We start from the raw sequence: 23,607 nt of genomic DNA, 5'->3' as shown, positions 1-23,607 counted from the left end.
CCAGGCTGCCGGCAGACGAGCGCATCCAGCGCATTCGCGCCGACCGCTGGATCGGACCCGCAGGCAGACAACCTGCCGCCGGCCAAACCGTTCGATCAGATCGAGGAGTGGTAGCCGTGGACGAATATCCCGTCATTGACCTGTCCCACCTGCTGCCAGCGGCACAGGGTTTGGCCAGGCTGCCGGCAGACGAGCGCATCCAGCGCATTCGCGCCGACCGCTGGATCGGCTACCCGCGCGCGGTCGAGGCGCTGAACCGGCTGGAAACTCTGTATGCGTGGCCGAACAAGCAACGCATGCCAAACCTGCTGCTGGTCGGCCCCACCAACAACGGCAAGTCGATGATCGTCGAGAAATTCCGGCGGGCGCACCCGGTCGGCACCGACGCTGACCAAGAACATATCCCGGTGCTGGTCGTGCAGATGCCGTCAGAGCCATCGGTGATCCGCTTCTATGTCGCGCTGCTGGCTGCGATGGGCGCGCCGCTGCGCCCGCGCCCACGGCTGCCGGAAATGGAGCAACTGGCGCTGGCCCTGCTGCGCAAGGTCGGCGTGCGCATGCTGGTGATCGACGAACTGCACAATGTACTGGCTGGCAACAGCGTTAACCGGCGCGAGTTCCTCAACCTGCTGCGCTTCCTCGGCAACGAGCTGCGTATCCCCCTGGTCGGGGTCGGCACGCGCGAGGCGTACCTGGCCATCCGTTCGGACGATCAGTTGGAAAACCGCTTCGAGCCGATGCTGCTGCCGCCGTGGGAGGCCAATGAGGACTGCTGCTCGCTGCTGGCCAGCTTCGCGGCGTCACTCCCGCTACGGCGGCCATCCCCGATTGCCACGCTGGACATGGCCCGCTACCTGCTCACCCGGAGCGAAGGCACCATCGGCGAGCTTGCACATCTGCTGGTGGCGGCGGCCGTCGCCGCCGTGGAGAGTGGCGAGGAAGCGATCAACCACCGCACGCTCAGCATGGCCGACTACATCGGCCCCAGTGAGCGGCGGCGACAGTTCGAGCGGGAACTGATGTGAAGTCCGCGCCGCGCTGGCCGCTGCATCCGGCACCCAAGGAAGGCGAAGCCCTGTCCTCATGGCTCAACCGGGTCGCCGCCTGCTACCAGATGGACGTGCACGAGCTGCTGGCCCACGATCTTGGTCACAGCCAACTTGATGACCTGGATACCGCACCATCCTTGTCGTTGCTGACGGCGCTCTGCCAGCGCAGTGGCGTCGAGCTGGAGCGGTTGCGCAGCATGAGTCTTGCAGGCTGGGTGCCGTGGCTGCTCGACAGTCTCGACGATTCGGTACCAGCAGCCTTGGAAACCTATACATTCCAATGCGCGGTGCTCCTGCCCAAGCGCACCCGCAAGGTGCGGTCCATCACTCGCTGGCGTGCCTGGCTACCGAGCCAGACGATTCGCCGGGCGTGTCCGCAGTGTCTGAACGATCCAACGAATCAAGCTGTGCTACTCGTCTGGCAGCTCCCCTTGATGCTGAGCTGCCCGCAGCATGGCTGCTGGCTGGAGTCCTACTGGGGCATGCCCGGCCGGTATCTTCAGTGGGAAATCGCCGATGCTGCGCCGCGCCCTGCCGATGACGCAATCGCCTGCATGGACCGGCGCACCTGGCAGGCGCTGACGACGGGTTTTGTGGAGCTGCCGCGTCGGCGTGTCCACGCCGGCTTGTGGTTCCGGCTGCTGCGCACCCTGCTTGATGAGCTGAACACGCCGCTCTCGCACTGCGGCAGTTGCTCGGCGAGCATCCGCCATGTCTGGGAGCGCTGCGGCCATCCGCTGCGCGCCGGGCAGAGTCTGTGGCGTCCCTACGAGATTCTGGCCCCGGCGGTGCAGTGGCAGATGCTGGAGGCGGCGGCCACCGCCATCACGCTGATCGAGTCAAAGGCGCTGATCCCGCGCGGGGAACAGGCCGCGCTGTTTCAGACGGAGCCGCACACTGGTTTCACCAACGGCCTGCCGGCGAAGGTGCCGAAGCCGGAACCCATCAACCACTGGCAACGAGCAGCCCAGGCCATCGATGAGGCCATCATTGAAGCGCGACACAACCCGGAGACGGCCCGCTTGCTGTTCACACTGGCGTCCTACGGGCGACGCGACCCCGAATCCCTGGAACGTTTGCGCGCCACGTTCACCAAGGAGGGCATCCCGCCGGAGTTTTTGTCACATTACGAGCCTGAATGGCCGTTTGCAGGTCTTAGACTAAATGACGGGTTAAGTGACAGTTTTTGACGGCGAGAACTTTCTGGCTCACACTGTCACATAATCGAACGTATATGTGACAGGTACGACATGCTGATAGGCTACATGCGGGTATCGAAGGCGGACGGCTCCCAGGCTACCGATTTGCAGCGCGACGCGCTGATTGCCGCCGGGGTCGATCCAGTACATCTTTACGAGGACCAGGCATCCGGCATGCGCGAGGATCGGCCCGGCTTGACGAGCTGCCTGAAGGCGTTGCGAACTGGCGACACACTGGTCGTGTGGAAACTGGATCGGCTCGGACGCGACCTGCGACATCTCATCAACACCGTGCACGACCTGACTGGGCGCGGCATCGGCTTGAAGGTATTAACCGGGCACGGCGCGGCCATCGACACCACGACCGCCGCCGGCAAGCTGGTCTTTGGCATCTTCGCCGCCCTGGCCGAGTTCGAGCGCGAGTTGATCGCGGAGCGCACGATTGCCGGCCTAGCCTCGGCCCGCGCGCGCGGGCGGAAAGGCGGCCGGCCGTTCAAGATGACCGCCGCCAAGCTGCGGCTGGCGATGGCGGCAATGGGTCAGCCAGAGACCAAGGTCGGCGACCTGTGCCAGGAACTTGGCGTCACGCGGCAGACCCTGTATCGGCATGTTTCACCCAAGGGTGAGCTACGTCCAGATGGCGAGAAGCTACTCAGCCGAATTTGATGCCGGCATGAGGCAACGTAGCGACAGCGTGGTTTGTCTCAATGGGAAGCGCTCATGATCGATCTTTGAAGGCCCGCAGCAGTCGTGTCACAGACAGGACGAACAAACCGGTCAGCGTGAGGGCTGCGATACCCCAGTACTCTCCGATGAACGCGCCGGCCGTCGTGCCGGCCAGCACAATGGCGAGAATCGGCAAATGGCAGGGACAGGTGAGCACGGCCAGCGCGCCCCACAGGTAGCCGGTGATCGGTTTGTGCGTCTCGGACGGCAAGCGCTCGGGGCTGTTCATGGCAGACTCTCCGCGTGCTGTGCCGGCTCGGTCGGCATGGTGGCCAACTGCACCTCCAGATCGGCCAACGCTTCGCGCCGACGCTCGACGAACTGGCGCAGAACGGCAAGCTGCGCGGCCGCTTCATCGCCGTCCGCAGCATCCAGCGCCCGGCACAGCCGCGCCAGCGCGTCCAGGCCGATGCCCGCCTCGAAGGCCGCCCGCACGAAGCACAGCCGTTGCAAGGCGGCATCATCGAACAGGCCATAGCCGCCCGGGGTGCACGCCACCGGACGCAGCAATCCGCGCAGCAGGTAGTCGCGCACGATATGCACGCTCACCCCGGCATCAAGGGCCAGCCGGGACACGGTGTAGGCGCTCATTGAAAACCTCCTTTTTTTATCCAGCGCAGCAGGAAAGCTGCTTCACGTCCTTGTTGAAGGTCTGCGCCGCAAGCTTCAACCCCTCGACCATTGTCAGGTAGGGGAACAACTGGTCGGCCAGTTCCTGCACCGTCATGCGGTTGCGGATGGCGAGCACCGCCGTCTGGATCAGTTCGCCCGCTTCCGGGGCCACCGCCTGCACGCCGATGAGCCGTCCGCTACCTTCCTCGATGACCAGCTTGATGAAGCCGCGTGTGTCGAAGTTGGCAAGCGCTCGCGGAACGTTGTCGAGTGTCAGCGTGCGACTGTCGGTCTCGATGCCATCGTGGTGCGCTTCCGCCTCGCTGTAGCCCACGGTGGCGACTTGCGGGTCGGTGAACACCACTGCCGGCATCGCGGTCAGATTGAGGGCTGCGTCGCCGCCGGTCATGTTGATCGCGGCACGGGTGCCGGCGGCCGCTGCCACGTAGACGAACTGCGGCTGGTCGGTGCAGTCGCCGGCCGCGTAGATGTTCGGGTTGCTCGTGCGCATGCCTTGGTCGATAACGATGGCCCCTTGCGCATTGACAGTGACCCCCGCCGCGTCCAGCGCGAGGCTGCGCGTATTCGGTGCCCGACCGGTGGCAACCAGCAACTTGTCAGCGCGCAATTCACCGTGTCCGGTGGTCAGCACGAATTCGCCGTTCACATGGGCGACCTGGCTGGCTTGCGTGTGCTCCAGCACCTCGATGCCCTCGGCGCGGAAAGCGGCTGTCACGGCCTCGCCGATGGCCGGGTCTTCCCGGAAGAACAAGGTGCTGCGTGCCAGGATCGTGACCTGGCTGCCGAGCCGGGCAAAGGCTTGCGCCAGTTCCAACGCCACCACCGACGAACCGATCACGGCCAGGCGTGCGGGAATGGTGTCGCTGACAAGCGCTTCGGTGGAAGTCCAGTAGGGTGACTCTTTCAGGCCCGGAATCGGCGGCACGGCCGGACTGGCACCGGTGGCGACCAGGCAGCGGTCGAACGTTACCTCGCGCTCGCCACCCTCGTTCAAACGGACGACCAGGCTCTGGTCGTCCTTGAAACGCGCTTCACCGTGCAAAACGGTGATGGCTGGATTGCCGTCCAGGATGCCTTCGTATTTGGCGTGCCGCAGTTCATCGACACGGGCCTGCTGCTGGGCCAGCAGTTTGCTGCGGTCAATCGCAGGCACAGTTGCCGCAATACCGCCGTCGAACGGACTTTCCCGGCGCAGATGGGCAATATGGGCAGCGCGGATCATGATCTTGGACGGCACACAGCCGATATTGACGCAGGTGCCGCCGATGGTGCCGCGTTCGATCAGCGTGACCGTCGCGCCTTGCTCGACGGCCTTCAGCGCCGCCGCCATCGCGGCCCCGCCGCTGCCAATGATGGCGATATGCAAACCGGCGCCCTCAAGTGCATCACGGATTTTTGGTTCATCTTTGAAATCACCAACCCGGATCGAGCCTTGATAACCCAATGCGGCGATGGCGGCCAGCAGTTGGTTGTGGCTCACGGCGGTGTCTGCCATGACTTGCGCGCGGCTTTCTGGATAGGACACCACAGCGGCATTCACGCCGGGAATCTTTTCCAAAGCATCTTTGACATGGGTGGCGCAGGATGTGCAGGTCATGCCATTCACGGTGATTTCGGTCATTTTTTTACTCCATTGAATTTCGGGGTGCAGCAGGCATCGGCTTGGCGTTTTCGTTGGATGGCGTAGATGGTCAAGCCGATGAAAATCGCCAGCGCAGGCAGCAGCACATAGTCCAGATAGCCGGTCAGCGCGGACAAGCCGACCACACCGAGCAAAATGACCAGAACAGGGGTGAAGCAACACAGCGCCACGAGGGTTGTGCCAATGATGCTGACCCGCAGCAGTGTCTTCGGGTCTTTCATGATCAGTTCTTGACTGATGATGGGTAGCCCGCATCCTCGGTAGCCTTGGTCAGTTTCTGCACGCTGGTCTTGGCATCATCGAAGGTGACCACCGCTTCGCGCGTCTCGAAGGTCACGTCAACTTTACTGACGCCATCGACCTTGGAAATCGCCTTCTTGACAGTGATCGGACAGGCCGAGCAGGTCATGCCCGGTACGGACAGCGTAACGGTCTGGGTGGCGGCCCACACGGGGGCAACAACGGCAGCGAGGGCAAGGGCGGAAAGCAGCTTTTTCATGGTGAACTCCTGTGATCAATAGAAAAATGGCACGACGTAGGGAAATCCGAGCGCGACCAAAACCAGCACGGCCACGCCCCAGAAAATGAGCTTGTAAGTAGCTCGCACTTGGGGAATCGCGCAAACCTCACCCGGTTTGCAGGCGGCTGACGGCCGGTAGATGCGCCGCCAGGCGAAGAACAACGCCACCAGCGCCACGCCGATAAAGATGGGGCGATAGGGTTCCAACACCGTCAAGTTGCCGATCCAAGCGCCGCTGAACCCCAAGGCGATCAGAACCAGCGGCCCGAGGCAGCAAGCCGAGGCGAGGATGGCGGCCAGCCCGCCAGTGAAGAGCGCGCCGCGCCCGTTTTGAGGTTCAGACATACGTTTGTCCTTTCGAATCTGAATTGGATAGCTTAAGCTTACTTCCGTAGTTATGTACGGAGTCAAGCGATATGGAAAACAATTTGGAGAACCTGACCATTGGCGTTTTCGCCAGGACGGCCGGGGTCAATGTGGAGACCATCCGGTTCTATCAGCGCAAGGGCTTGCTCCCGGAACCGGACAAGCCTTACGGCAGCATTCGCCGCTATGGCGAGACGGATGTAACGCGGGTGCGCTTCGTGAAATCAGCCCAGCGGTTGGGCTTCAGCCTGGATGAGATCGCCGAGCTGCTGCGGCTGGAGGATGGCACCCATTGCGAGGAAGCCAGCAGCCTGGCCGAGCACAAGCTCAAGGACGTGCGCGAGAGGATGGCTGACCTGGCGCGCATGGAGGCCGTGCTGTCTGATTTGGTGTGCGCCTGCCATGCGCGGAAGGGGAACGTTTCCTGCCCGCTGATTGCGTCACTGCAAGGGAAGAAAGAACCGCGCAGTGCGGACGCGGTGTAGCCCGAGGGAACTACGCCTTAGCGTGCTTTATTTTCCGTTTTCTGAGGCGACTCCAACGTCAGAAAAGACCGTGCGGTCGACTTTTGATATTTCGTGCTGTCGCCTTCTGAAAGTGACACTGTCACGATGGAATGAGGGTTTGCGCGTTGCGTATTCCTGTTGCAGAATCCAATCAAATAGCAACAGGAATACGCAATCATGCGAATCGGCTACGCCCGCGTTTCAACGCAAGAGCAAGATACCCAGGCACAAATCACAGCACTGACTGAAGCGGGCTGCGAACGGATTTATCAAGAAAAGGCATCGGGGGGGCGTTGGGATCGCCCAGAGCTGCAGCGTTTGCTAGATCAGCTCAGAAGTGGTGACACGGTGGTGGTTTGGAAGCTAGATCGTCTTTCACGTTCGCTGAAAGATTTGCTGCTTGTTTTGGAAAAAATAGACGCAGCTGGTGCAATTTTTAAAAGCCTGACCGAAGCCATTGATACCGGAACACCTGCAGGTCGAATGATGATGCAAATCGTTGGATCGTTCGCTGAGTTTGAGCGGGCGATGCTGCGTGAACGTACTAAAAACGGCCTCGATGCAGCCAGAAAAGAAGGTCGAATTGGTGGTCGCCGCCCCAAACTGACCAAACAACAGCAAACTGAAATTATTAGCCTAGTATCTTCTGGCCAGAAGACCGGAGCAGATGCCGCACGTCTATTTCAGGTGCACCCTTCTACTATCACTAGGTTACTTGTTAAATACGCCATTGAATAAAGCAGGGGAGTATTAAGCCCCTGCTTTATTGATCATTTACACATTGATGGTATGAGTCCAGTGGGGAACACCGTTCTTAGACAAGTAAGAAACCAAGTTCTTACTGCCATAAAACTGGATGCGGCCTGCAGATGGAAATACTAACGCAGACTGATCAACACGGAGGCCTGCGGATTCTGCTGACTTAGTGAGTTGATATAAAAGTTGATCGTTATTGCCGTTTGTTGATTTGGCATCAAAAACCGCGAAATTGATCCACCCACCAGTGGTTGAGCGTTCTCTTAGGTGCGCCATATTCACTTTCATTTTTTACTCCCGCGTGCTTGAGCGAGAGCGCTTGCAGCAGCTGATTTAGATGCTGCACTAGTACGGCCATCTGTTAGCACCTTAGATGCAGCTGTTGCTGCGGAGGCTGATGTTTGTTTATTTGGTGCGCCTGTTTGTGATAATGCGCTTGCTGCCGCTGTGCGTGATCGAGCACCTGTCGATGGATTTTGTAGTGTCTTCGATGCTGCCGTTGCAGCTTTGGAACCTGTAGTGCGCGTATTACTCATATATATATCCTCTAATGTAAAGTTTGCACCATCCATCGTTGCCGCTTGATCTTGAGCTATATGATATGTACGCTTGCATTCCCCAACGAAGCGTTCTACATAAGGCCATGAATCAAATGGCTACTTTAGAACCACCAAAGGCCGACCTATGTCGGCCTTTGGTTTTTGTGCATAGATTGTGAATAAACACTACATCTTGTGTTATGTAGCTGTCTTCAACACAAATGCTATTGCATACAGAACGCTTGTTCAAGATGTTTTTTTAATTATCCACACCCGCAGTTATAATGGTGCCAAATATGGCCTATTTGGGTTTTCATGACTCCAGAGCAAGAAACTCAGCATCTAAAGCGGGCATCCCATGACGAACTTTGTTCGTATTTGGCGTCAAGAATTCGTCGTGCTCGAAAACAAAGAAAAGAGTCTCAGGCGATTTTCGCAGCACGAGCAGGAATCGCTTTACGTACCTATAAGCGGTTGGAAACGCATGGACACGGGCACCTAGAAACTTTTTTAAGGGCTCTGTCTGCTTTAGATCGTTGCCAGTACCTGCAGCTGTTATTCCCATTTGATCAGCCGATGCCTAGAGCATTGTCATTAGAAGATCGAATCTCTAAGATTCGTGATTCCGCAACGTTGAAACAAACTGGCAAATCAGGCTAATAAATTGCAACTTTAATACATGGCTTTTTGACGTCATGACGTCATGACGTCATTACGTCTTGACTTTGATTTCTTATGAGATAAGATGCGTCATGACGTCACGAAGTCATGACGCAAATTCATGAGGTATTTATGCTTAAAATTGCTTTTTTAAGTCAAAAAGGTGGCAGTGGAAAAACTACCTTAGCGGTACATACTGCTGTTGCTGCGCATGAAGCTGGTGAGCGTGTAGTGGTGGTTGATACTGATCCACAGAAAAGTGCCACAGTATGGGGAGAGGCTCGAAGCCAGGACTACCCGATTGTCGCTACGGCTGCAGCTACTGAATTGTTGCGGGTTTTGGATGTTGCAAAACAAGAGCATATGACTTTAGCTATTGTTGATACGGCTCCACATGCTGCTCCTGATGCTACCAAAATTGTTCGAGCGGTTGATTTGGTGGTTATTCCATGTCGTCCAACTGCTTTTGACATAGCGGCTGCAGGGAGTGCTGTTGATATTGTGAAGGCTGCTGGTGTGCCTGCTGTTTTTGTTTTGTCTGCGTGTCCTTTCCGTTCTCCAGAAATTGCAGAGACACGCACGATTCTAGCCGAGTATGGACTGCCCATTGCTCCCGTTGAAATTATTGATCGAAGAGCATTTTCCCGAGCTGTTGCTTCTGGCCGAGCTGTCACTGAGTTTGAGAGTGAAGGTAAAGCAGCAGGGGAGATTAGAAGTTTATGGAATTGGTTGAAGGAGCAAATGTAATGACGAAGCCAACTGGATTAGCTGCATTTAGTAGAAAAGGCAGCGCAGCTGCAGCAAGCTCAACGCAAGAGAATTCCGCCGAGATAAGTGCGGCGCGGCGAGAGCGTGGGAAAGGGGATATTGTGGCGTTAACTGTTCGCTTACCTCGTGCTGAGTGGGAACGTGTGCATCAACTGGCTGTGGCCGAGGGCGTGAGTATTCAGGCTTTGGCCGTCGATGGTCTTTCTAAGGTGTTTATTGAGAAAGGTCTACCAAGCCTAAAGTAATGGTTGATGTCATGACGTCAATACGTCATGACGCTATTGCGTCAATATCAAACTAAGAAGCTGAAATTATGGGTAAAAACATCAAAGAACACGTTGCAGAAGTGGCAGCTAGAGCTTTGGCTAAACGTGCGTCTGACGCTAAGCAGACGGACTTATTCATCGCTGATGCTGCGCTTCCTACGGGAAATAACACTGAAAAAGGTATTGACAGTGAGAAGGCAGGGGCAAGTCGTGGACTGTTGCCTGTACGCCACCCTACACGTGATTTTTTCTTATGCGATATGTTTGATTACGCACTGAAAGATGATGGCGCGAGTATGGAGGTGCCAATTTTTACCTTGGCAACTAAGCCAGATTTAACTGTGTGGCATTGGGAAAGCCAAGATGGCCAGCGCAGCATCACTGTCACACCAAGCGTTCAAGGGCGAGCTACTCAGTTTGATAAAGATGTTCTGATTTACATCGTTTCGCAAATGACTGAGGCATTGAATCGCGACCGTCTTGATGCTCAAAATCGAGTCGTGCGCTTTACCGTTTATGACTATCTGGTTTCTACGAATAAACCAACAGGTGGCAAAGAGTATCAGCGGTTAGAAATTGCGATGGAGCGGTTGCGTGGCACGAGCATCAAAACCAATATCAAAACGGGTGGAGAGCGTGTTAAAGAAGGTTTTGGACTGATCGAACGTTGGAAAATAGTCGAAAAGTCACCCACAGATGATCGAATGATTGCAGTTGAGGTTACGTTGTCTGAGTGGCTATTTAACGCGGTTCAAGCCCATGAAGTTCTGACGATCAACCGAGATTACTTTCGATTGCGCAAACCTTTGGAGCGCCGCCTATATGAGTTAGCCCGCAAACATACGGGGCATCAAGTGGAATGGAAAATTGGGCTTGAACTGCTGCATGAAAAATGTGGAAGCAAAGCTGAGCTGAAAGAGTTTAAGCGGATGCTAGTAGCGATTATTCAAGCAGACACTCTTCCTGATTACCGAATGATGCTGGATAAAGATAGTGACCAAGTACATTTTTATACAAGAAATGTAAAACGATTGGCAATGAAGGCGTTGGGTAAAGCGCTGTAGCATGTTTACTTTTGCATAGTTACATCACCCACCAGCAGGATAGGCTTTTAGATGGCGAGGAATAGATTTAACCTACTTTATTGGGGTTATGTTTGCCTCGTGACATTACCTAGTCAGATTGAAGTGCTTTCCGTGTGGATTTTGATGGCAAAGCTACGGTTGTTGGGCATTATCCACTATCGTTATATCACCCACTAAAACGGTTGTCGTATGTGCGCTTTGTCGTTACATCACCCACCAAATAGAGTAAATTAATCGTTATATCACCCACTCGCTATTCGTTACATCACCCACCAAAAAGACCTACAAACCCAACTACAGCAAGGGTTTAAAAAACCGTAACGCGCGCGCGCATTTTTTAACTTATTAAAGTCTTTAACGTGGGTAGGCCACAAAAATCTGTGGATAACGTTTTACGTCGTAGCGGGCAAAGCCCGTGGCACCCCTTCGGGGTTCCCCCGATCAAGTCGGCTCCCCCTCCCAAATAAGCAGCGCCCCTGGCGCAGTCATTTCAATCTTGGCCTATGGCCAAGGGTTCTAACCAGCATTCGTGTCAAATCACACTTTCCAAAATTCAAACACCCTCAATTGATCCAGTGGGTAAAGCGCGGTGTTACCGCGCTAGGCCAGCTTCAGCTGTAACCTGAACCCAAAACCAGTTTGGCAGGTGAGTAGTGCATTTTTGACCAGCGTGGAAACCTGAACCAGCACGGCCGAAATAAGCATGGCTTTCGTGGTTTGCTTAAAACATCGCGTCAAATCGACAAAAAATGGGTTTCTGGCGGTTTTTAGCCCTTGGCATAGGGGTTTCTGTGACTCGACCCCTAAAAATCGCTCTACGGACGTTTATGCGGCTTTTTTGAGTGTGGTGTTTGTGTTGGTTTTCATCGGACTACTTGTATAATTTCATATTGTATCGTATCATATCTGTATTGATATGTTATTATATTTTACGATATGGGGTGGAGTATGGCGCGAGAAGGTGTTTCTTACGAGCAAGTCGCTGCGGTTGCTGATGCTTTAGTGGGTGATGGTCAGCAAGCCACCATTCGCGCCATCCGAGAACGATTGGGAACGGGTAGCCCGAATACGATCCACCGCCACCTTTCTGCGTGGCGTGATGCCCGTCCTCAAATGGCGGCGGTTGTCGCGGCATTGCCTGATGCGCTGACTGCAGCGATTGCGGCAGAAATCGCTAAGGCGGCATCGACTGCAAGGGCGGAAGTAGAAGGGCGTTTAGTGTTGGCACAAACCGAAGCCAGTGAATTGGCGGCGGTGGGTGAAATCCTGGAAGGGGAGCGCGATACCCTTGCCGAACAAATTGGCATCCTGACGACTGAGCGGGATCGTGAAGCGGCCACTGCGGCAGAACGTGCCACCGAACTGGAGCGTCAAGGGCAAGAATTGCAACGCGAGCGCAGCGCCGCAGAAGCGGCGCGGATCGAAGTCGCGCAGACTCGCAACAAACTCGAAAATCAAGCTGAAAAACTCACCGAGCAACAGGCTTTAATCGCGCAATTGCGAGCACAGCTAGAGCTGGAGCGCCAAGGGCGCATCGACGCTGAAAAACTGGCTGCTGTGACTGCTGCCAAACTGGAAGCGGCTGAGCATCGCGCTCAAGTGGCCGAAGCGGCCACCGATGAATTGAAGCGCCAACTGAACCAAGTGCGGGAATTGGCTACACTGGAAAGCAGCAAAGCCGAAATGGCCAACACCACCATTGCGACCTTGAACGGCAAGATTGAATCCTTGCAAACTCAAATCCAACAACAAGCCCGCGAACTGGATGCCGCTCAGCAAGAAGTCAAAACCGCATTACAAACTGCCGCCGAATTACGGGGCCAGTTAACGGCCAACGCCAAATAAGCAGCTACTGGAACGGCCATCGGTGTGAAGGAGGGCGGTATGCAGAATCCCATCGTTACTTTTGAAACGGGCGACATTATCGAAATCGATGCTGGCGTCTGGCCAGATGGCACCATTCGCCGTCGCCTGGCGATGGTGTCTGATACCGATCACCGACACTTCATGATTTTGACCAACGATCAAACTGAAAAAACATACCCCTTACTTCCCAGCCTCAACCCTGAAAAAATCGGCAACCCTTCGGGCTGGGCATTTGTACTACTACAGGACTATGGCGAGGAGACCTATCGCCAATACTCACGACTACAAGAACTCTTTTTAGAGTTGCTTGAAATTGATTCGATGACCTACTACCGCGCACTATATTGGGCAAAACAAAATCTCAATTTTGATCCTGCTTTAGCACTGCAGTATGGCCAAGAAGAAACCAAAGCGGCATGGCATGCTCGCCTTGGCTTTATCCCATAAACAGGATACTAAAACCCAAGCAAAACTTCGGGCGCTTTTGACCTGGGTGGGTGATCGAACGACAGTAGAACGCGCCCGTTAATTTGCAGCGATCATTCAAGCCAAAAACCGATCAGGCTTAATTCCAAACTACTACAGTTTGGCCTGCTTGTTCTTTGCTTCTACTTCGGCTAGAAAAGCATCACCTTTCATTTTCCAATCCGACCAGCGTTGCGGATCAGTGATGGCTGCAGCTCCGAGCAGTAGCCCCATTAATTCGCCGCGACTGCGTTGTTCTAAACCAGCCAAGTCTACCAAAGCACCTTGCTGAATCAAGCGATGGTTTCTCGCCTTGCGTTCAGCTTCTTTTGCTTTGCGATTTTCGCTATTGATTAACTGGCTGGCGGCTTGGCGGGCTTTGGTTGCTGCGAGCATAGCTTTCTCAGCCCGAACCAAAGCTGAGAAGGTTTTTTCTTCTTGTGTTGTGCGCTCAATTTTTTCTGCTAACAAGATTAATAGTGACTGTTGCTCACTTGGATTTTTTAGAGCCTTAAGGTGGGCGATTCTATCTTGTAGCCAATCTGTTGTTGCCATTGCCGACTCCTTATCATTGGTGGTTTGATCTGAGTAGTCTAGCTGCTTCCGGTTTCCACTGCAAAGGCGTATCCTTCCATGTGCAGTATATGGAAGGCGCACTTAGTTCTTTCTCTGCGAGAAACGTGCGCCACTGCATGGAGCCAAAGTAAAAGACCACGGCAACGTCAAAAACAACACCGAAACCAAAGGCCAGCCACGCACTATGGCATCCTATCATTGCTCGGTGAAAGTGGGCGGCAAAGGCAAAGCCGCCGCCCATGCCGCCTATATCTCCCGTGAAGGGAAATATAGCGACTCACCACGCTATGAGGATTTAGAGTGCAGTGGCTACGGCAATATGCCAAAGTGGGCTGAACACAATCCAGCCCACTTCTGGCAAGCTGCCGACGAGTACGAACGCGCCAATGGCGCGACGTATCGTGAAATTGAAGTCGCGCTACCGCGAGAACTCACGCCCGATCAGCGGCGTGAATTAGTCGAAGACTTTGTGCAGCGTGAGTTGGGCAAACGGCATACCTACCAGTGGGCGATCCACACGCCCAAGGCGGCACTCGAAGGCGGTGAACAGCCGCATGCACATATCATGTACAGCGAGCGAACCAACGACGAGATTGAGCGCGACCCGTCACAATATTTCAAACGCTATAACGCAAAAAATCCAGAGCGTGGCGGCTGTAAAAAAGACAGCGCGGGCACCGAAGAAAGATTACTCGCCACGCGACAAAGCTGGGCTGAAATTCAGAACGAACACTTGGCGCGTTACGGCCATGCAGCACGTGTGGATCATCGCAGCCTGAAAGAGCAAGGCATAGATCGAGAGCCCGAGTTTCACCTAGGCGGGATTGGCGTCAGAAAACTGGCCGCAACCGACATCAGCACCCTATTGGCGCGACGCGCTGCCGAAGGCGAATTAGAACGAGCCAATCATGCTGTTGGCCTGATTGATATATCGGGCAACTTGACTGCGGCAAAGCAGGAGCGTGAGAAGAAGCTGAGCAAGGAGGCGCAAGCCAGCGCCGACAAAATCCGCCTTGAAAATGAAGTGCGTGATTTTGCTCGACAGGCAACCGCGCAATTCAAACAAGACTTGGCCGCTCAACGTGCAGAGCAACAGCGTCAAATCCGTGAACAAGAAGAACAACGGCGTCTAGTTGAGGCGCAAAAGCAGGTGCTCCACCAGGCAGAAGTACAGCGCGTAGCGGCTATGAAGGCGCTGGCCGAGCAGCGTGCCGAAGCCGAGCGACAAGCGCTCGAAAACGCACAAAGGGCAGAGCAACAACGGCTATGGCTCGAACAAGAAAAACAGCGTCAGATTAATGAGCAAAAACTGGCATTACGCGAAGCGGCGATTCAGCGCGTAAAAGATTTGAACAATGTATTACTTCGGCATCGTGTTGGCGGTCCGAGTCCTGCCGTGTACGTGAATAGTGAAACGATTTACGCCGAAGTCGCACTTGATGCACTGAAGGCGGCCAACATGCAGCCAGGACAAGTGGATTGGAAACGGGTGGATTTTGATGCTGCATCATCGGCTTTGCAGCAGCGCCGACCGCAGGCTGAAGTCATTGCCGCGATTACCGCGTGCTCGCCGCGCTGCGTACAAGCTGATAGCGCAGATAAAGTACCCGTTTGGGTGGCGCAGCTGGCCGCGCAGATCGAACCACAACGAAAAACTAAACCAGAACGAGATCAAGAACCGCCAGCACCTAGTCCGAGCATGGGGCGCTAATGGCAAAAAATCACACAATGACATCGAATCCCGACATCAGAGGAATGACCATGGATGAACAACAACAAAAACTCAGCGTTTTATTCACGATGGCCGAAGAGCAAACCGCCGCTAATAAGGAGCTGCAGGCTGAGCTTAAAGCACAAATTGCGGCCTTGGCTCGCGCTACTCACGCAGCCAATCAGGCGATTGAAGCGGTCAAACTGGCCGCCAATGACGTACAGCCAGCCGTTAAAAGTGGTGCCGCACAAGCAGTTAAAGCGGGTGTTGGTGCATCGCTACAGTACGTTGGCGATGATACGAAAACAGCTTTAGAAAACGCGCTGAAACCGATTATTGGTGGTTTGGCTGGAGCAGCTCGCTCGGCCAATGATGTTGAAGCCAAGTTGAATCGAGCAACGGCATCGTTTGGCTGGAAATGGGCGCTGATGGCGGGCGGTATTGCTGCAGGAACGTTACTGACTGTATTGTTGATTGCTTGGGGTTCTGTTTGGTATCAGCGCAGCCAGGTTGAGACGCTGATTGCTGAGCGTGATGCCTTGCAGGCTGAAGTCGCAACGCTGAAAGCGGGAGCGGAGGATTGGGCGAAGCGGGCTGGACGAGCGAAGTTGAGCAAATGCAACCCCCCTGATGGGAAGCCGTCACGTTTATGTGTCTCCGTCGATCAAAAGGCGGGGCTTTATGGTGACTCTGCGAAAGGTGAAGCCTACATGGTGCTTAAGGGATATTGATTCATATAAAAAAAGCCTCGCTTGAAGCGAGGCTTTTTTCAAAATAGGGTGGCCACCATGAAGGTGGCCAGATCGAACCTAGTGTCATTACCAGTATGGTGGCTGGAAGAGGACTTAGCCTAGGGCTGCATACTCAGTATATCATTGAGTTTCTTTTGATGCCATAAGCAGTCTTGCACCATGCACTGGAATGATCTTGAGCGCCATTTCTCTCCTGCCCGCCTAGGGCGCTACCATCAGGCTTGCCATCGGAATGATTCATTAGCAGCGGAGGCATACGCACATAATCTGCGTTTGTCAGAAGCAATGCTGCCTATGCTCAATGTTTTAGAAATTGCATTGAGAAATGGGATTCACCTAAAACTGACTCAGTTTTATGGTCGTGCTGATTGGTGGGAAGCATGGATTGGAGATCCTGCGTTCAATTGGCAAAACAAAGAGGTTAGTAGCGCCAAAGATAAGTTGGCGCGCCGTAAAGAAAAGCAAACACCAGATAAAGTGGTTGCCGAGCTGACGTTTGGATTTTGGAGTTCGTTATTCAATAAGTCGTTTCAAACATTACTGTGGAAAGAGCTACGGTTAGTTTTTCCGCGCTGTCCAAAGCCACAACGTCAAAGGCATACCGTTTCTGCCGCGCTAAATCAAATTCGTGATCTTAGAAATCGTGTGTTTCATCACGAGCCTTTGTTATGGCTGACTCCCAGTTTGATTGATCAGCATGCGCTGGCTTTAGGTACGATAGGATGGCTTGATCCTAATTTACCAACTTGGTTGGCAGGCTATGATCGAATTCCGCCAACATGGCTGACTTGGGATGGATGGTGTAAATCAAATGGCATCAAATAAGAAAAGCTTTTTGACTAAAGAAATGGTTTTGCAAATGAATCAGAATAAGTTGCGTGCAGCTGCGCTGCTGACTGTTCGGCTGATTCAAGATGAGCCAATGCCATTGGGTGGCTGGAATGTTGAAGCGAGAAAAGTCTCGCCTGGCTGGTCGCTACTGAATTGCTTTCAATGGCTCAGCGGCAAAGATGCGTGGGACGCATTGCTTAGTCTAGAAGGCACTGCAGACTATGACGCGCTTTTAATTGCGTTAAGCTCTGCATCGCATACATGCAGGAAAGTTGGCTTAACTGCAGGTAAAAATATAGATCGTTTGGCTCAGGTTCACCCTGACGTTGTTGCTCATCTGGCTGATTTTCTTTCTGAATAATTGTCATTTTATCAACGGTATCAGCTGGATGAGTCGGCGGAAAAAAGGACAGAGTTGACCCAAGAGGGGGAGTTGATCATTCCTTTAGCGATTCCAAGAGGGCATTGAAACTTGAATTGAAAAAGATGTAATAGCGAGAACCTGTTTGTTCTCGCTATTACATTTACTACATATTAGTCGTGACTATGACCGTGAGCTTCCTCCTTCGATTTTGATGCGTCCGCACTGTTGTTACCGCAAGCGGCAGTCATACCGATCAATAAAGCCAAGATGCTGAAGCGAATTACTTGAGTCATGGTTTTCATTATGTAAGTCCCATTTTGTAAATTGATTTTCTTAAGCTGATATGCGAGGGGTCACATCACTTTCTTGATGGATTGATAGTCACCACTGGTTTTCAGCGTAATGGTCACGTTTGTTTCTGAACGATTGCGCCAAAACCAGCCATGCTTGCCATCAAATGCGGCCTCAAGAACACCTTCTTTACCGGCAATTTGCTTCTCCTTGCCGTAACCGTGATAGAAGCCTTCCGGTGGGTTGATTGGGTCGCCGTGTGCATCCACATTGACCAAGCCACCTTCACTGCGCCATGAATAGGTCACCTTCGCTCCCTTTTGCATAGTCATTTTGATTTCCGTACCTTCACCAGGCTTGAGGGTAATGACCATCTGATCGTTGCGAGTTGCACGATTAGTTTCCGTTACCGGCTTGGCCTGTTCTGCTGTTGCTGCTTGGACGGTCGATTGCAGTGGTGATTTGCTAGTGTCTTTCGCTGCATCTTGTGCCGCTTCAGCCGCCAGAGTTTGTTTGATTTCCCCCATTTTTTTCAGCCCCAAGGTATTACCGATACCCGTCGGATCAATGCCATATTCGGCTGGCAGTACGACGGTGATTAACAATACAACAGCAGTGGTTAAAGCAATAAAAGTAGAACGTAGCAGTTTTTGAGCGCTTGGCAATTCGGCGCGGGTTGGCATATCAGAGTTGTACATATTGAATTCCTTGAATTTTTAGAAGGTGGTTTAAGCCACAAAATAGCCAGTCAATTGCATGCCAATTAGCACAAAGCCAGCGCCCATCATGGCGATATTGGCCGTATAGGCATGGCGTAAAAAACTCGCGGTGCGTCGCCAGTAATTCATCACAATCAGGATGGAGAACAGGGCGAGCAGTTGACCGATTTCGACGCCGATATTGAAAGCAATTAGATTTGGCCAGAGCCCGTCTTTGGAAATCTCATATTCCAAAACTTTGGTCGCCAAACCAAAACCGTGGAAGAAACCAAAGATCAGCGTGGCAGCCTTGGGGTTGGGCTGAACACCAAACCAACGCTTGAATGCGCCGACGTTATCGAGTGCTTTGTAAACGACTGACAGACCGATAATGGCGTCAATCAAATAGCCACTGACGCCCGAGCCAAAATACACGCCGAGTAGCATGGTTGTGGAATGGCCGATGGCAAATAGACTGACATACAGGCCAATGTCTTTGAGCTTATAGAGGAAAAAAATCACCCCGAATAAGAACAAAATATGGTCATAGCCGGTGATCATGTGTTTTGCGCCCAAGTAAATGAACGACAAGAAATGAACACCGGTAATTTCCGAGATATAGCCTTTATCACCCTCGGCGACACCGTGGGCATGTGCCCCTGCCGTCATGAAGAATAGGCAGGCAAATGCCAGCCATAACAATACGGCAGGCGAGCGCCAGCTCGACAGTCCGTTTAAACGATTCTGAAACATAGAGAACTCTCAAATGAGTGATTAACCAGCCGTCTTGGTGACGGCGCGTGTTAAGCGACTACTTTGAGACGAGGTGGGCGTTCAAGCCGATAGTTGGGTGCGGGGTACTCAGCAGAATGCTGCTGTTCAAACCAAGCAATTTGAGGTGGATGGATTAAATTATCCGCGTTGAGGAGAATTTGCGGTAAATCGTGGTCATGATCAAAGTTCGCGTGCCCGTGTACATGGCCTGTAGCTTGCTCTGCAACTTCACCATCATGATGGCTATGCCCATGCTCATCATCAAGATCAACAGCCAGTTCAGAGTGCCGTTGTTGTTCAAATTGCTGAGTTAAGATCGGCGAATGGGAAAATGACACCATGCTGGCGATAGGCAGCCACGCGCACAGCAGCATGATGAGCATCACGAGCTGTTGTTTGCTGGGAATGAAAAAAGCGCGGCGCATCGTTAGGATCGATTTAACTCAGTTAATTGTAACGGCATAAAACAGACTGCAGTTTAGCATTGAAGTTCCTGCATTTGCTTAAGGCAAATTGATCCAACCGTGATAACCCACATACAAACCCACAAGCATAATTAGCGCTCCAGAGAAATATGGCGCTTTACGTGCAAATTCGCCAAAGCCGCTCCAGCGTTTAGACATATGCCTTACACTTAAGGCAGCAACCACCCCTGACAATACCAAGGTAAGTGCTAAACCAATACTAAATCCCATCACCAGTGTGGCACCTAACGCGATTTTTTTGAGTTGCAAGCACAGCAATAAGACCGTAATGGACGCAGGACAAGGGATCAATCCTCCAGTTAGGCCAAATACGACGATTTGCCCTGTCGTCACATTTTGATTGGTAAAACGACGGCGAATATCGTTGGCGTGTGCTAATTCATGTGGGTCTTGATAACCGGGCGCAGCTATATCTAGTTGCTCATAATCCGCAATCGCATGGTGAGCATGCTCTACATATTCCACATCATAGTCATGGCTATGATGACCATGTCCTAGACTCAAACGAGCTACAAATTCATGTGGTTCAGGGATTTCTTGCTCAGATTCTAAAAACCCGTCACGTTGCACGAAAGTGAAGGCGTGAATGCTGCCATCGGCACGTTCAGTTTGGATTTTGACTTGATTTGCCGCCCATGTTTGGCCGCTGTCGGCAAATAATTGAAAGCGTGGTGGTACACCATCTTCAAAAATTTCGAGTCGTACTACACCGTGTCCGGTATCAATGCGTTTGGTTTCATCATGCCCGTGATGATGGTCGTGGTCGTGTGAATGCTCAGTAGCATCTTGTTGATTGCGCCATGTACGCCAAATCATCCATAACGCAGTTGCGATAATAATCACTGCTGATGCGATTTGCAGATAGGGTTCGCTGGTTTCTGCACCCCAGCGTTGACCAAAATACATCCCGCCCAAAGCAATAATCCATACCACCGCTGTATGAGAAAGTGTTGCCGCCAAACCAAGCAAAACGGCCTGTTGCCAAGTGCCGCGCACAGCGACAATAAATGCAGCCATCATGGTTTTGGAATGACCAGGCTCTAAACCGTGTAAGGCACCTAATAAAATGGCGCTCGGGATAAATAACCACGCATTGCCTTGCTGAATAAAGCTTGTAAATTCAAACATGATGTAATCCTTATAAATATTTTGTTATCGCTTTGAATTCACGAATGGCATCCACGCTTTGATCTTGCACTGCATGTTCAAGGCAATGGTCGATGTGATCGTGTACCAAAGTTTTTTTAGCACTACTCACCGCACTCTCAACGGCTTGAAGTTGCTGAGCAATTTCCAAGCAGCCACGCTCACTCTCTAGCATCGCAATAACACTATTGAGATGACCAGCGGCTCGTTTCAATCGTTTAATGATGTCGGGGTGTGATGCGTGCGTGCTCATTAGTTAATATCCTATCCTGGGGGATAGGATATTAACCGATAATTTTTAGGTTTGTCCCGTTTTTACTTGATGTTTGTGGGCTACGTGGGAAAACGGAAAAAATCCCACACTAAGGAAATTCGTTTCTCGAAAACGATCCTTTGCGCAACGCCCTCCCCTGTCTGTCGTTTTCAGAAGACGGCTGCACTGAACGTCAGAAGCCGACTGCACTATAGCAGCGGAGGGGTTGGATCCATCAGGCAACGACGGGCTGCTGCCGGCCATCAGCGGACGCAGGGAGGACTTTCCGCAACCGGCCGTTCGATGCGGCACCGATGGCCTTCGCGCAGGGGTAGTGAATCCGCCAGGATTGACTTGCGCTGCCCTACCTCTCACTAGTGAGGGGCGGCAGCGCATCAAGCGGTGAGCGCACTCCGGCACCGCCAACTTTCAGCACATGCGTGTAAATCATCGTCGTAGAGACGTCGGAATGGCCGAGCAGATCCTGCACGGTTCGAATGTCGTAACCGCTGCGGAGCAAGGCCGTCGCGAACGAGTGGCGGAGGGTGTGCGGTGTGGCGGGCTTCGTGATGCCTGCTTGTTCTACGGCACGTTTGAAGGCGCGCTGAAAGGTCTGGTCATACATGTGATGGCGACGCACGACACCGCTCCGTGGATCGGTCGAATGCGTGTGCTGCGCAAAAACCCAGAACCACGGCCAGGAATGCCCGGCGCGCGGATACTTCCGCTCAAGGGCGTCGGGAAGCGCAACGCCGCTGCGGCCCTCGGCCTGGTCCTTCAGCCACCATGCCCGTGCACGCGACAGCTGCTCGCGCAGGCTGGGTGCCAAGCTCTCGGGTAACATCAAGGCCCGATCCTTGGAGCCCTTGCCCTCCCGCACGATGATCGTGCCGTGATCGAAATCCAGATCTTTGACCCGCAGTTGCAAACCCTCACTGATCCGCATGCCCGTTCCATACAGAAGCTGGGCGAACAAACGATGCTCGCCTTCCAGAAAACCGAGGATGCGAACCACTTCATCCGGGGTCAGCACCACCGGCAAGCGCCGCGACGGCCGAGGTCTTCCGATCTCCTGAAGCCAGGGCAGATCCGTGCACAGCACCTTGCCGTAGAAGAACAGCAAGGCCGCCAATGCCTGACGATGCGTGGAGACCGAAACCTTGCGCTCGTTCGCCAGCCAGGACAGAAATGCCTCGACTTCGCTGCTGCCCAAGGTTGCCGGGTGACGCACACCGTGGAAACGGATGAAGGCACGAACCCAGTGGACATAAGCCTGTTCGGTTCGTAAGCTGTAATGCAAGTAGCGTATGCGCTCACGCAACTGGTCCAGAACCTTGACCGAACGCAGCGGTGGTAACGGCGCAGTGGCGGTTTTCATGGCTTGTTATGACTGTTTTTTTGTACAGTCTATGCCTCGGGCATCCAAGCAGCAAGCGCGTTACGCCGTGGGTCGATGTTTGATGTTATGGAGCAGCAACGATGTTACGCAGCAGGGCAGTCGCCCTAAAACAAAGTTAACCTCTGAGGAAGAATTGTGAAACTATCACTAATGGTAGCTATATCGAAGAATGGAGTTATCGGGAATGGCCCTGATATTCCATGGAGTGCCAAAGGTGAACAGCTCCTGTTTAAAGCTATTACCTATAACCAATGGCTGTTGGTTGGACGCAAGACTTTTGAATCAATGGGAGCATTACCCAACCGAAAGTATGCGGTCGTAACACGTTCAAGTTTTACATCTGACAATGAGAACGTATTGATCTTTCCATCAATTAAAGATGCTTTAACCAACCTAAAGAAAATAACGGATCATGTCATTGTTTCAGGTGGTGGGGAGATATACAAAAGCCTGATCGATCAAGTAGATACACTACATATATCTACAATAGACATCGAGCCGGAAGGTGATGTTTACTTTCCTGAAATCCCCAGCAATTTTAGGCCAGTTTTTACCCAAGACTTCGCCTCTAACATAAATTATAGTTACCAAATCTGGCAAAAGGGTTAACAAGTGGCAGCAACGGATTCGCAAACCTGTCACGCCTTTTGTACCAAAAGCCGCGCCAGGTTTGCGATCCGCTGTGCCAGGCGTTAAACATCATGAGGGAAGCGGTGATCGCCGAAGTATCGACTCAACTATCAGAGGTAGTTGGCGTCATCGAGCGCCATCTCGAACCGACGTTGCTGGCCGTACATTTGTACGGCTCCGCAGTGGATGGCGGCCTGAAGCCACACAGTGATATTGATTTGCTGGTTACGGTGACCGTAAGGCTTGATGAAACAACGCGGCGAGCTTTGATCAACGACCTTTTGGAAACTTCGGCTTCCCCTGGAGAGAGCGAGATTCTCCGCGCTGTAGAAGTCACCATTGTTGTGCACGACGACATCATTCCGTGGCGTTATCCAGCTAAGCGCGAACTGCAATTTGGAGAATGGCAGCGCAATGACATTCTTGCAGGTATCTTCGAGCCAGCCACGATCGACATTGATCTGGCTATCTTGCTGACAAAAGCAAGAGAACATAGCGTTGCCTTGGTAGGTCCAGCGGCGGAGGAACTCTTTGATCCGGTTCCTGAACAGGATCTATTTGAGGCGCTAAATGAAACCTTAACGCTATGGAACTCGCCGCCCGACTGGGCTGGCGATGAGCGAAATGTAGTGCTTACGTTGTCCCGCATTT

The 23,607-nt window shown here is 53.1% G+C and carries 31 protein-coding genes; 17 read left to right on the top strand and 14 right to left on the bottom strand.

Going from position 1 to position 23,607, the window contains the following annotated elements:
• Nucleotides 1-116 precede the first annotated feature (116 nt).
• Genes Q0V82_RS13590 through Q0V82_RS13580 form a run of 3 tightly spaced genes read left to right on the top strand, consistent with a single transcriptional unit; the run spans nt 117 to nt 2,914 of the window.
• The gene (locus Q0V82_RS13590; RefSeq protein WP_003465065.1) at nt 117-1,025 is read left to right on the top strand and encodes a TniB family NTP-binding protein; all 909 of its coding nucleotides are present in this window, start codon (nt 117-119) and stop codon (nt 1,023-1,025) included.
• Nucleotides 1,022-2,239: a TniQ family protein gene (locus Q0V82_RS13585; RefSeq protein WP_003465063.1), complete on the top strand. Its 1,218-nt coding sequence runs from the start codon at nt 1,022-1,024 to the stop codon at nt 2,237-2,239. The genes Q0V82_RS13590 and Q0V82_RS13585 overlap by 4 nt, the downstream gene beginning before the upstream one ends.
• Before the next feature lie 60 nt (nt 2,240-2,299).
• Nucleotides 2,300-2,914: a recombinase family protein gene (locus Q0V82_RS13580; RefSeq protein ID WP_000904941.1), complete on the top strand. Its 615-nt coding sequence runs from the start codon at nt 2,300-2,302 to the stop codon at nt 2,912-2,914.
• A 52-nt stretch (nt 2,915-2,966) separates the two neighbouring features.
• Here Q0V82_RS13580 and merE read toward each other — a convergent pair whose 3' ends face one another.
• From merE to merT, 6 genes are read right to left on the bottom strand one after another with little or no spacing between them, the layout of a single operon-like run.
• Nucleotides 2,967-3,203: a broad-spectrum mercury transporter MerE gene (gene merE, locus Q0V82_RS13575; RefSeq protein WP_001087809.1), complete on the bottom strand. Its 237-nt coding sequence runs from the start codon at nt 3,201-3,203 to the stop codon at nt 2,967-2,969.
• Nucleotides 3,200-3,565 (bottom strand): mercury resistance co-regulator MerD, encoded by a 366-nt coding sequence (gene merD / locus Q0V82_RS13570; RefSeq protein WP_003465059.1) that lies wholly within the window; start codon nt 3,563-3,565, stop codon nt 3,200-3,202. The genes merE and merD overlap by 4 nt, the downstream gene beginning before the upstream one ends.
• A gap of 16 nt (nt 3,566-3,581) precedes the next feature.
• Complete coding sequence (merA, locus tag Q0V82_RS13565; protein WP_000136268.1) at nt 3,582-5,228, bottom strand: mercury(II) reductase; 1,647 nt, start codon at nt 5,226-5,228, stop codon at nt 3,582-3,584.
• Complete coding sequence (gene merF / locus Q0V82_RS13560) at nt 5,225-5,470, bottom strand: mercury resistance system transport protein MerF (protein WP_000654684.1); 246 nt, start codon at nt 5,468-5,470, stop codon at nt 5,225-5,227. Before merF ends, merA begins: the two co-directional genes overlap by 4 nt.
• 2 nt (nt 5,471-5,472) lie before the next feature.
• Nucleotides 5,473-5,748: a mercury resistance system periplasmic binding protein MerP gene (gene merP, locus Q0V82_RS13555; protein ID WP_000735441.1), complete on the bottom strand. Its 276-nt coding sequence runs from the start codon at nt 5,746-5,748 to the stop codon at nt 5,473-5,475.
• Between the two features lie 15 nt (nt 5,749-5,763).
• Entirely contained in the window at nt 5,764-6,114 is a 351-nt protein-coding gene (merT, locus tag Q0V82_RS13550) for a mercuric ion transporter MerT (RefSeq protein ID WP_001294667.1), read from the bottom strand.
• Nucleotides 6,115-6,185: 71 nt separating this feature from the next.
• Here merT and merR point away from each other — a divergent pair, with 71 nt between their 5' ends.
• Together merR and Q0V82_RS13540 are read left to right on the top strand one after the other, a co-directional pair.
• A complete protein-coding gene (gene merR / locus Q0V82_RS13545) occupies nt 6,186-6,620 on the top strand; it encodes an Hg(II)-responsive transcriptional regulator (RefSeq protein WP_000429838.1) in 435 nt (144 codons plus the stop codon).
• Nucleotides 6,621-6,818: 198 nt separating this feature from the next.
• Complete coding sequence (locus Q0V82_RS13540; protein ID WP_297576678.1) at nt 6,819-7,379, top strand: recombinase family protein; 561 nt, start codon at nt 6,819-6,821, stop codon at nt 7,377-7,379.
• A 36-nt stretch (nt 7,380-7,415) separates the two neighbouring features.
• Here the strand turns inward: Q0V82_RS13540 and Q0V82_RS13535 are convergent, their stop codons facing one another.
• Nucleotides 7,416-7,685 (bottom strand): hypothetical protein, encoded by a 270-nt coding sequence (locus Q0V82_RS13535; RefSeq protein WP_297576676.1) that lies wholly within the window; start codon nt 7,683-7,685, stop codon nt 7,416-7,418.
• A gap of 85 nt (nt 7,686-7,770) precedes the next feature.
• Between Q0V82_RS13535 and Q0V82_RS13530 the strand changes: the two genes are divergently transcribed.
• The 6 genes from Q0V82_RS13530 (at nt 7,771) to Q0V82_RS13505 (ending at nt 13,028) form a co-directional block, all read left to right on the top strand.
• Nucleotides 7,771-7,917 (top strand): hypothetical protein, encoded by a 147-nt coding sequence (locus tag Q0V82_RS13530; protein WP_297576675.1) that lies wholly within the window; start codon nt 7,771-7,773, stop codon nt 7,915-7,917.
• 787 nt (nt 7,918-8,704) lie between these two features.
• Nucleotides 8,705-9,343, top strand: coding sequence for a ParA family partition ATPase (parA, locus tag Q0V82_RS13525; protein ID WP_297576674.1), 639 nt, complete (start codon nt 8,705-8,707; stop codon nt 9,341-9,343).
• The gene (locus tag Q0V82_RS13520) at nt 9,343-9,609 is read left to right on the top strand and encodes a hypothetical protein (protein ID WP_297576672.1); all 267 of its coding nucleotides are present in this window, start codon (nt 9,343-9,345) and stop codon (nt 9,607-9,609) included. Before parA ends, Q0V82_RS13520 begins: the two co-directional genes overlap by 1 nt.
• A gap of 68 nt (nt 9,610-9,677) precedes the next feature.
• Nucleotides 9,678-10,694 carry a replication initiator protein A gene (locus Q0V82_RS13515; protein WP_297576670.1) on the top strand — a complete coding sequence of 339 codons (1,017 nt, stop codon included), beginning with the start codon at nt 9,678-9,680 and terminating at the stop codon, nt 10,692-10,694.
• Between the two features lie 969 nt (nt 10,695-11,663).
• Nucleotides 11,664-12,560: a DNA-binding protein gene (locus Q0V82_RS13510; RefSeq protein ID WP_297576669.1), complete on the top strand. Its 897-nt coding sequence runs from the start codon at nt 11,664-11,666 to the stop codon at nt 12,558-12,560.
• 39 nt (nt 12,561-12,599) lie between these two features.
• Nucleotides 12,600-13,028 carry a hypothetical protein gene (locus tag Q0V82_RS13505; RefSeq protein WP_297576667.1) on the top strand — a complete coding sequence of 143 codons (429 nt, stop codon included), beginning with the start codon at nt 12,600-12,602 and terminating at the stop codon, nt 13,026-13,028.
• A gap of 132 nt (nt 13,029-13,160) precedes the next feature.
• Here the strand turns inward: Q0V82_RS13505 and Q0V82_RS13500 are convergent, their stop codons facing one another.
• Nucleotides 13,161-13,601, bottom strand: coding sequence for a conjugal transfer protein TraD (locus tag Q0V82_RS13500; protein WP_297576665.1), 441 nt, complete (start codon nt 13,599-13,601; stop codon nt 13,161-13,163).
• 205 nt (nt 13,602-13,806) lie between these two features.
• Between Q0V82_RS13500 and Q0V82_RS13495 the strand changes: the two genes are divergently transcribed.
• From Q0V82_RS13495 to Q0V82_RS13480, 4 genes are all read left to right on the top strand, one after another.
• Complete coding sequence (locus Q0V82_RS13495; RefSeq protein ID WP_297576663.1) at nt 13,807-15,333, top strand: MobA/MobL family protein; 1,527 nt, start codon at nt 13,807-13,809, stop codon at nt 15,331-15,333.
• A 50-nt stretch (nt 15,334-15,383) separates the two neighbouring features.
• Nucleotides 15,384-16,064: a hypothetical protein gene (locus tag Q0V82_RS13490; RefSeq protein WP_297576661.1), complete on the top strand. Its 681-nt coding sequence runs from the start codon at nt 15,384-15,386 to the stop codon at nt 16,062-16,064.
• A gap of 180 nt (nt 16,065-16,244) precedes the next feature.
• Nucleotides 16,245-16,910 carry a hypothetical protein gene (locus Q0V82_RS13485; RefSeq protein WP_297576659.1) on the top strand — a complete coding sequence of 222 codons (666 nt, stop codon included), beginning with the start codon at nt 16,245-16,247 and terminating at the stop codon, nt 16,908-16,910.
• Nucleotides 16,879-17,277: a hypothetical protein gene (locus Q0V82_RS13480; RefSeq protein WP_297576658.1), complete on the top strand. Its 399-nt coding sequence runs from the start codon at nt 16,879-16,881 to the stop codon at nt 17,275-17,277. Before Q0V82_RS13485 ends, Q0V82_RS13480 begins: the two co-directional genes overlap by 32 nt.
• Nucleotides 17,278-17,633: 356 nt before the next feature.
• Here the strand turns inward: Q0V82_RS13480 and Q0V82_RS13475 are convergent, their stop codons facing one another.
• The 6 genes from Q0V82_RS13475 to intI1 all read right to left on the bottom strand — a co-directional run bounded on the left by Q0V82_RS13475 (nt 17,634) and on the right by intI1 (nt 22,305).
• Nucleotides 17,634-18,269, bottom strand: coding sequence for a transmembrane anchor protein (locus tag Q0V82_RS13475; RefSeq protein WP_297576656.1), 636 nt, complete (start codon nt 18,267-18,269; stop codon nt 17,634-17,636).
• Nucleotides 18,270-18,299: 30 nt separating this feature from the next.
• Nucleotides 18,300-19,022: a HupE/UreJ family protein gene (locus Q0V82_RS13470; RefSeq protein WP_297576654.1), complete on the bottom strand. Its 723-nt coding sequence runs from the start codon at nt 19,020-19,022 to the stop codon at nt 18,300-18,302.
• Between the two features lie 50 nt (nt 19,023-19,072).
• Nucleotides 19,073-19,468 (bottom strand): hypothetical protein, encoded by a 396-nt coding sequence (locus tag Q0V82_RS13465; protein WP_297576653.1) that lies wholly within the window; start codon nt 19,466-19,468, stop codon nt 19,073-19,075.
• Between the two features lie 78 nt (nt 19,469-19,546).
• Complete coding sequence (locus Q0V82_RS13460; protein WP_297576652.1) at nt 19,547-20,656, bottom strand: nickel/cobalt efflux protein RcnA; 1,110 nt, start codon at nt 20,654-20,656, stop codon at nt 19,547-19,549.
• Between the two features lie 10 nt (nt 20,657-20,666).
• The gene (locus Q0V82_RS13455; RefSeq protein WP_182075213.1) at nt 20,667-20,927 is read right to left on the bottom strand and encodes a metal-sensing transcriptional repressor; all 261 of its coding nucleotides are present in this window, start codon (nt 20,925-20,927) and stop codon (nt 20,667-20,669) included.
• 364 nt (nt 20,928-21,291) lie between these two features.
• Nucleotides 21,292-22,305: a class 1 integron integrase IntI1 gene (intI1, locus tag Q0V82_RS13450; RefSeq protein ID WP_000845048.1), complete on the bottom strand. Its 1,014-nt coding sequence runs from the start codon at nt 22,303-22,305 to the stop codon at nt 21,292-21,294.
• Nucleotides 22,306-22,461: 156 nt separating this feature from the next.
• Here intI1 and dfrA1 point away from each other — a divergent pair, with 156 nt between their 5' ends.
• Entirely contained in the window at nt 22,462-22,935 is a 474-nt protein-coding gene (gene dfrA1 / locus Q0V82_RS13445) for a trimethoprim-resistant dihydrofolate reductase DfrA1 (RefSeq protein WP_000777554.1), read from the top strand.
• A gap of 92 nt (nt 22,936-23,027) precedes the next feature.
• Nucleotides 23,028-23,607 (top strand): aminoglycoside adenylyltransferase family protein (locus Q0V82_RS13440; protein ID WP_032442016.1); only part of this gene is annotated, 580 nt, incomplete at its 3' end.

The organism is uncultured Deefgea sp., assembly GCF_947072475.1.
Taxonomy (GTDB): domain Bacteria; phylum Pseudomonadota; class Gammaproteobacteria; order Burkholderiales; family Chitinibacteraceae; genus Deefgea.
Note: the sequence above shows the minus strand (reverse complement) of the source record. Positions and strands in the feature narration are given on the sequence as shown.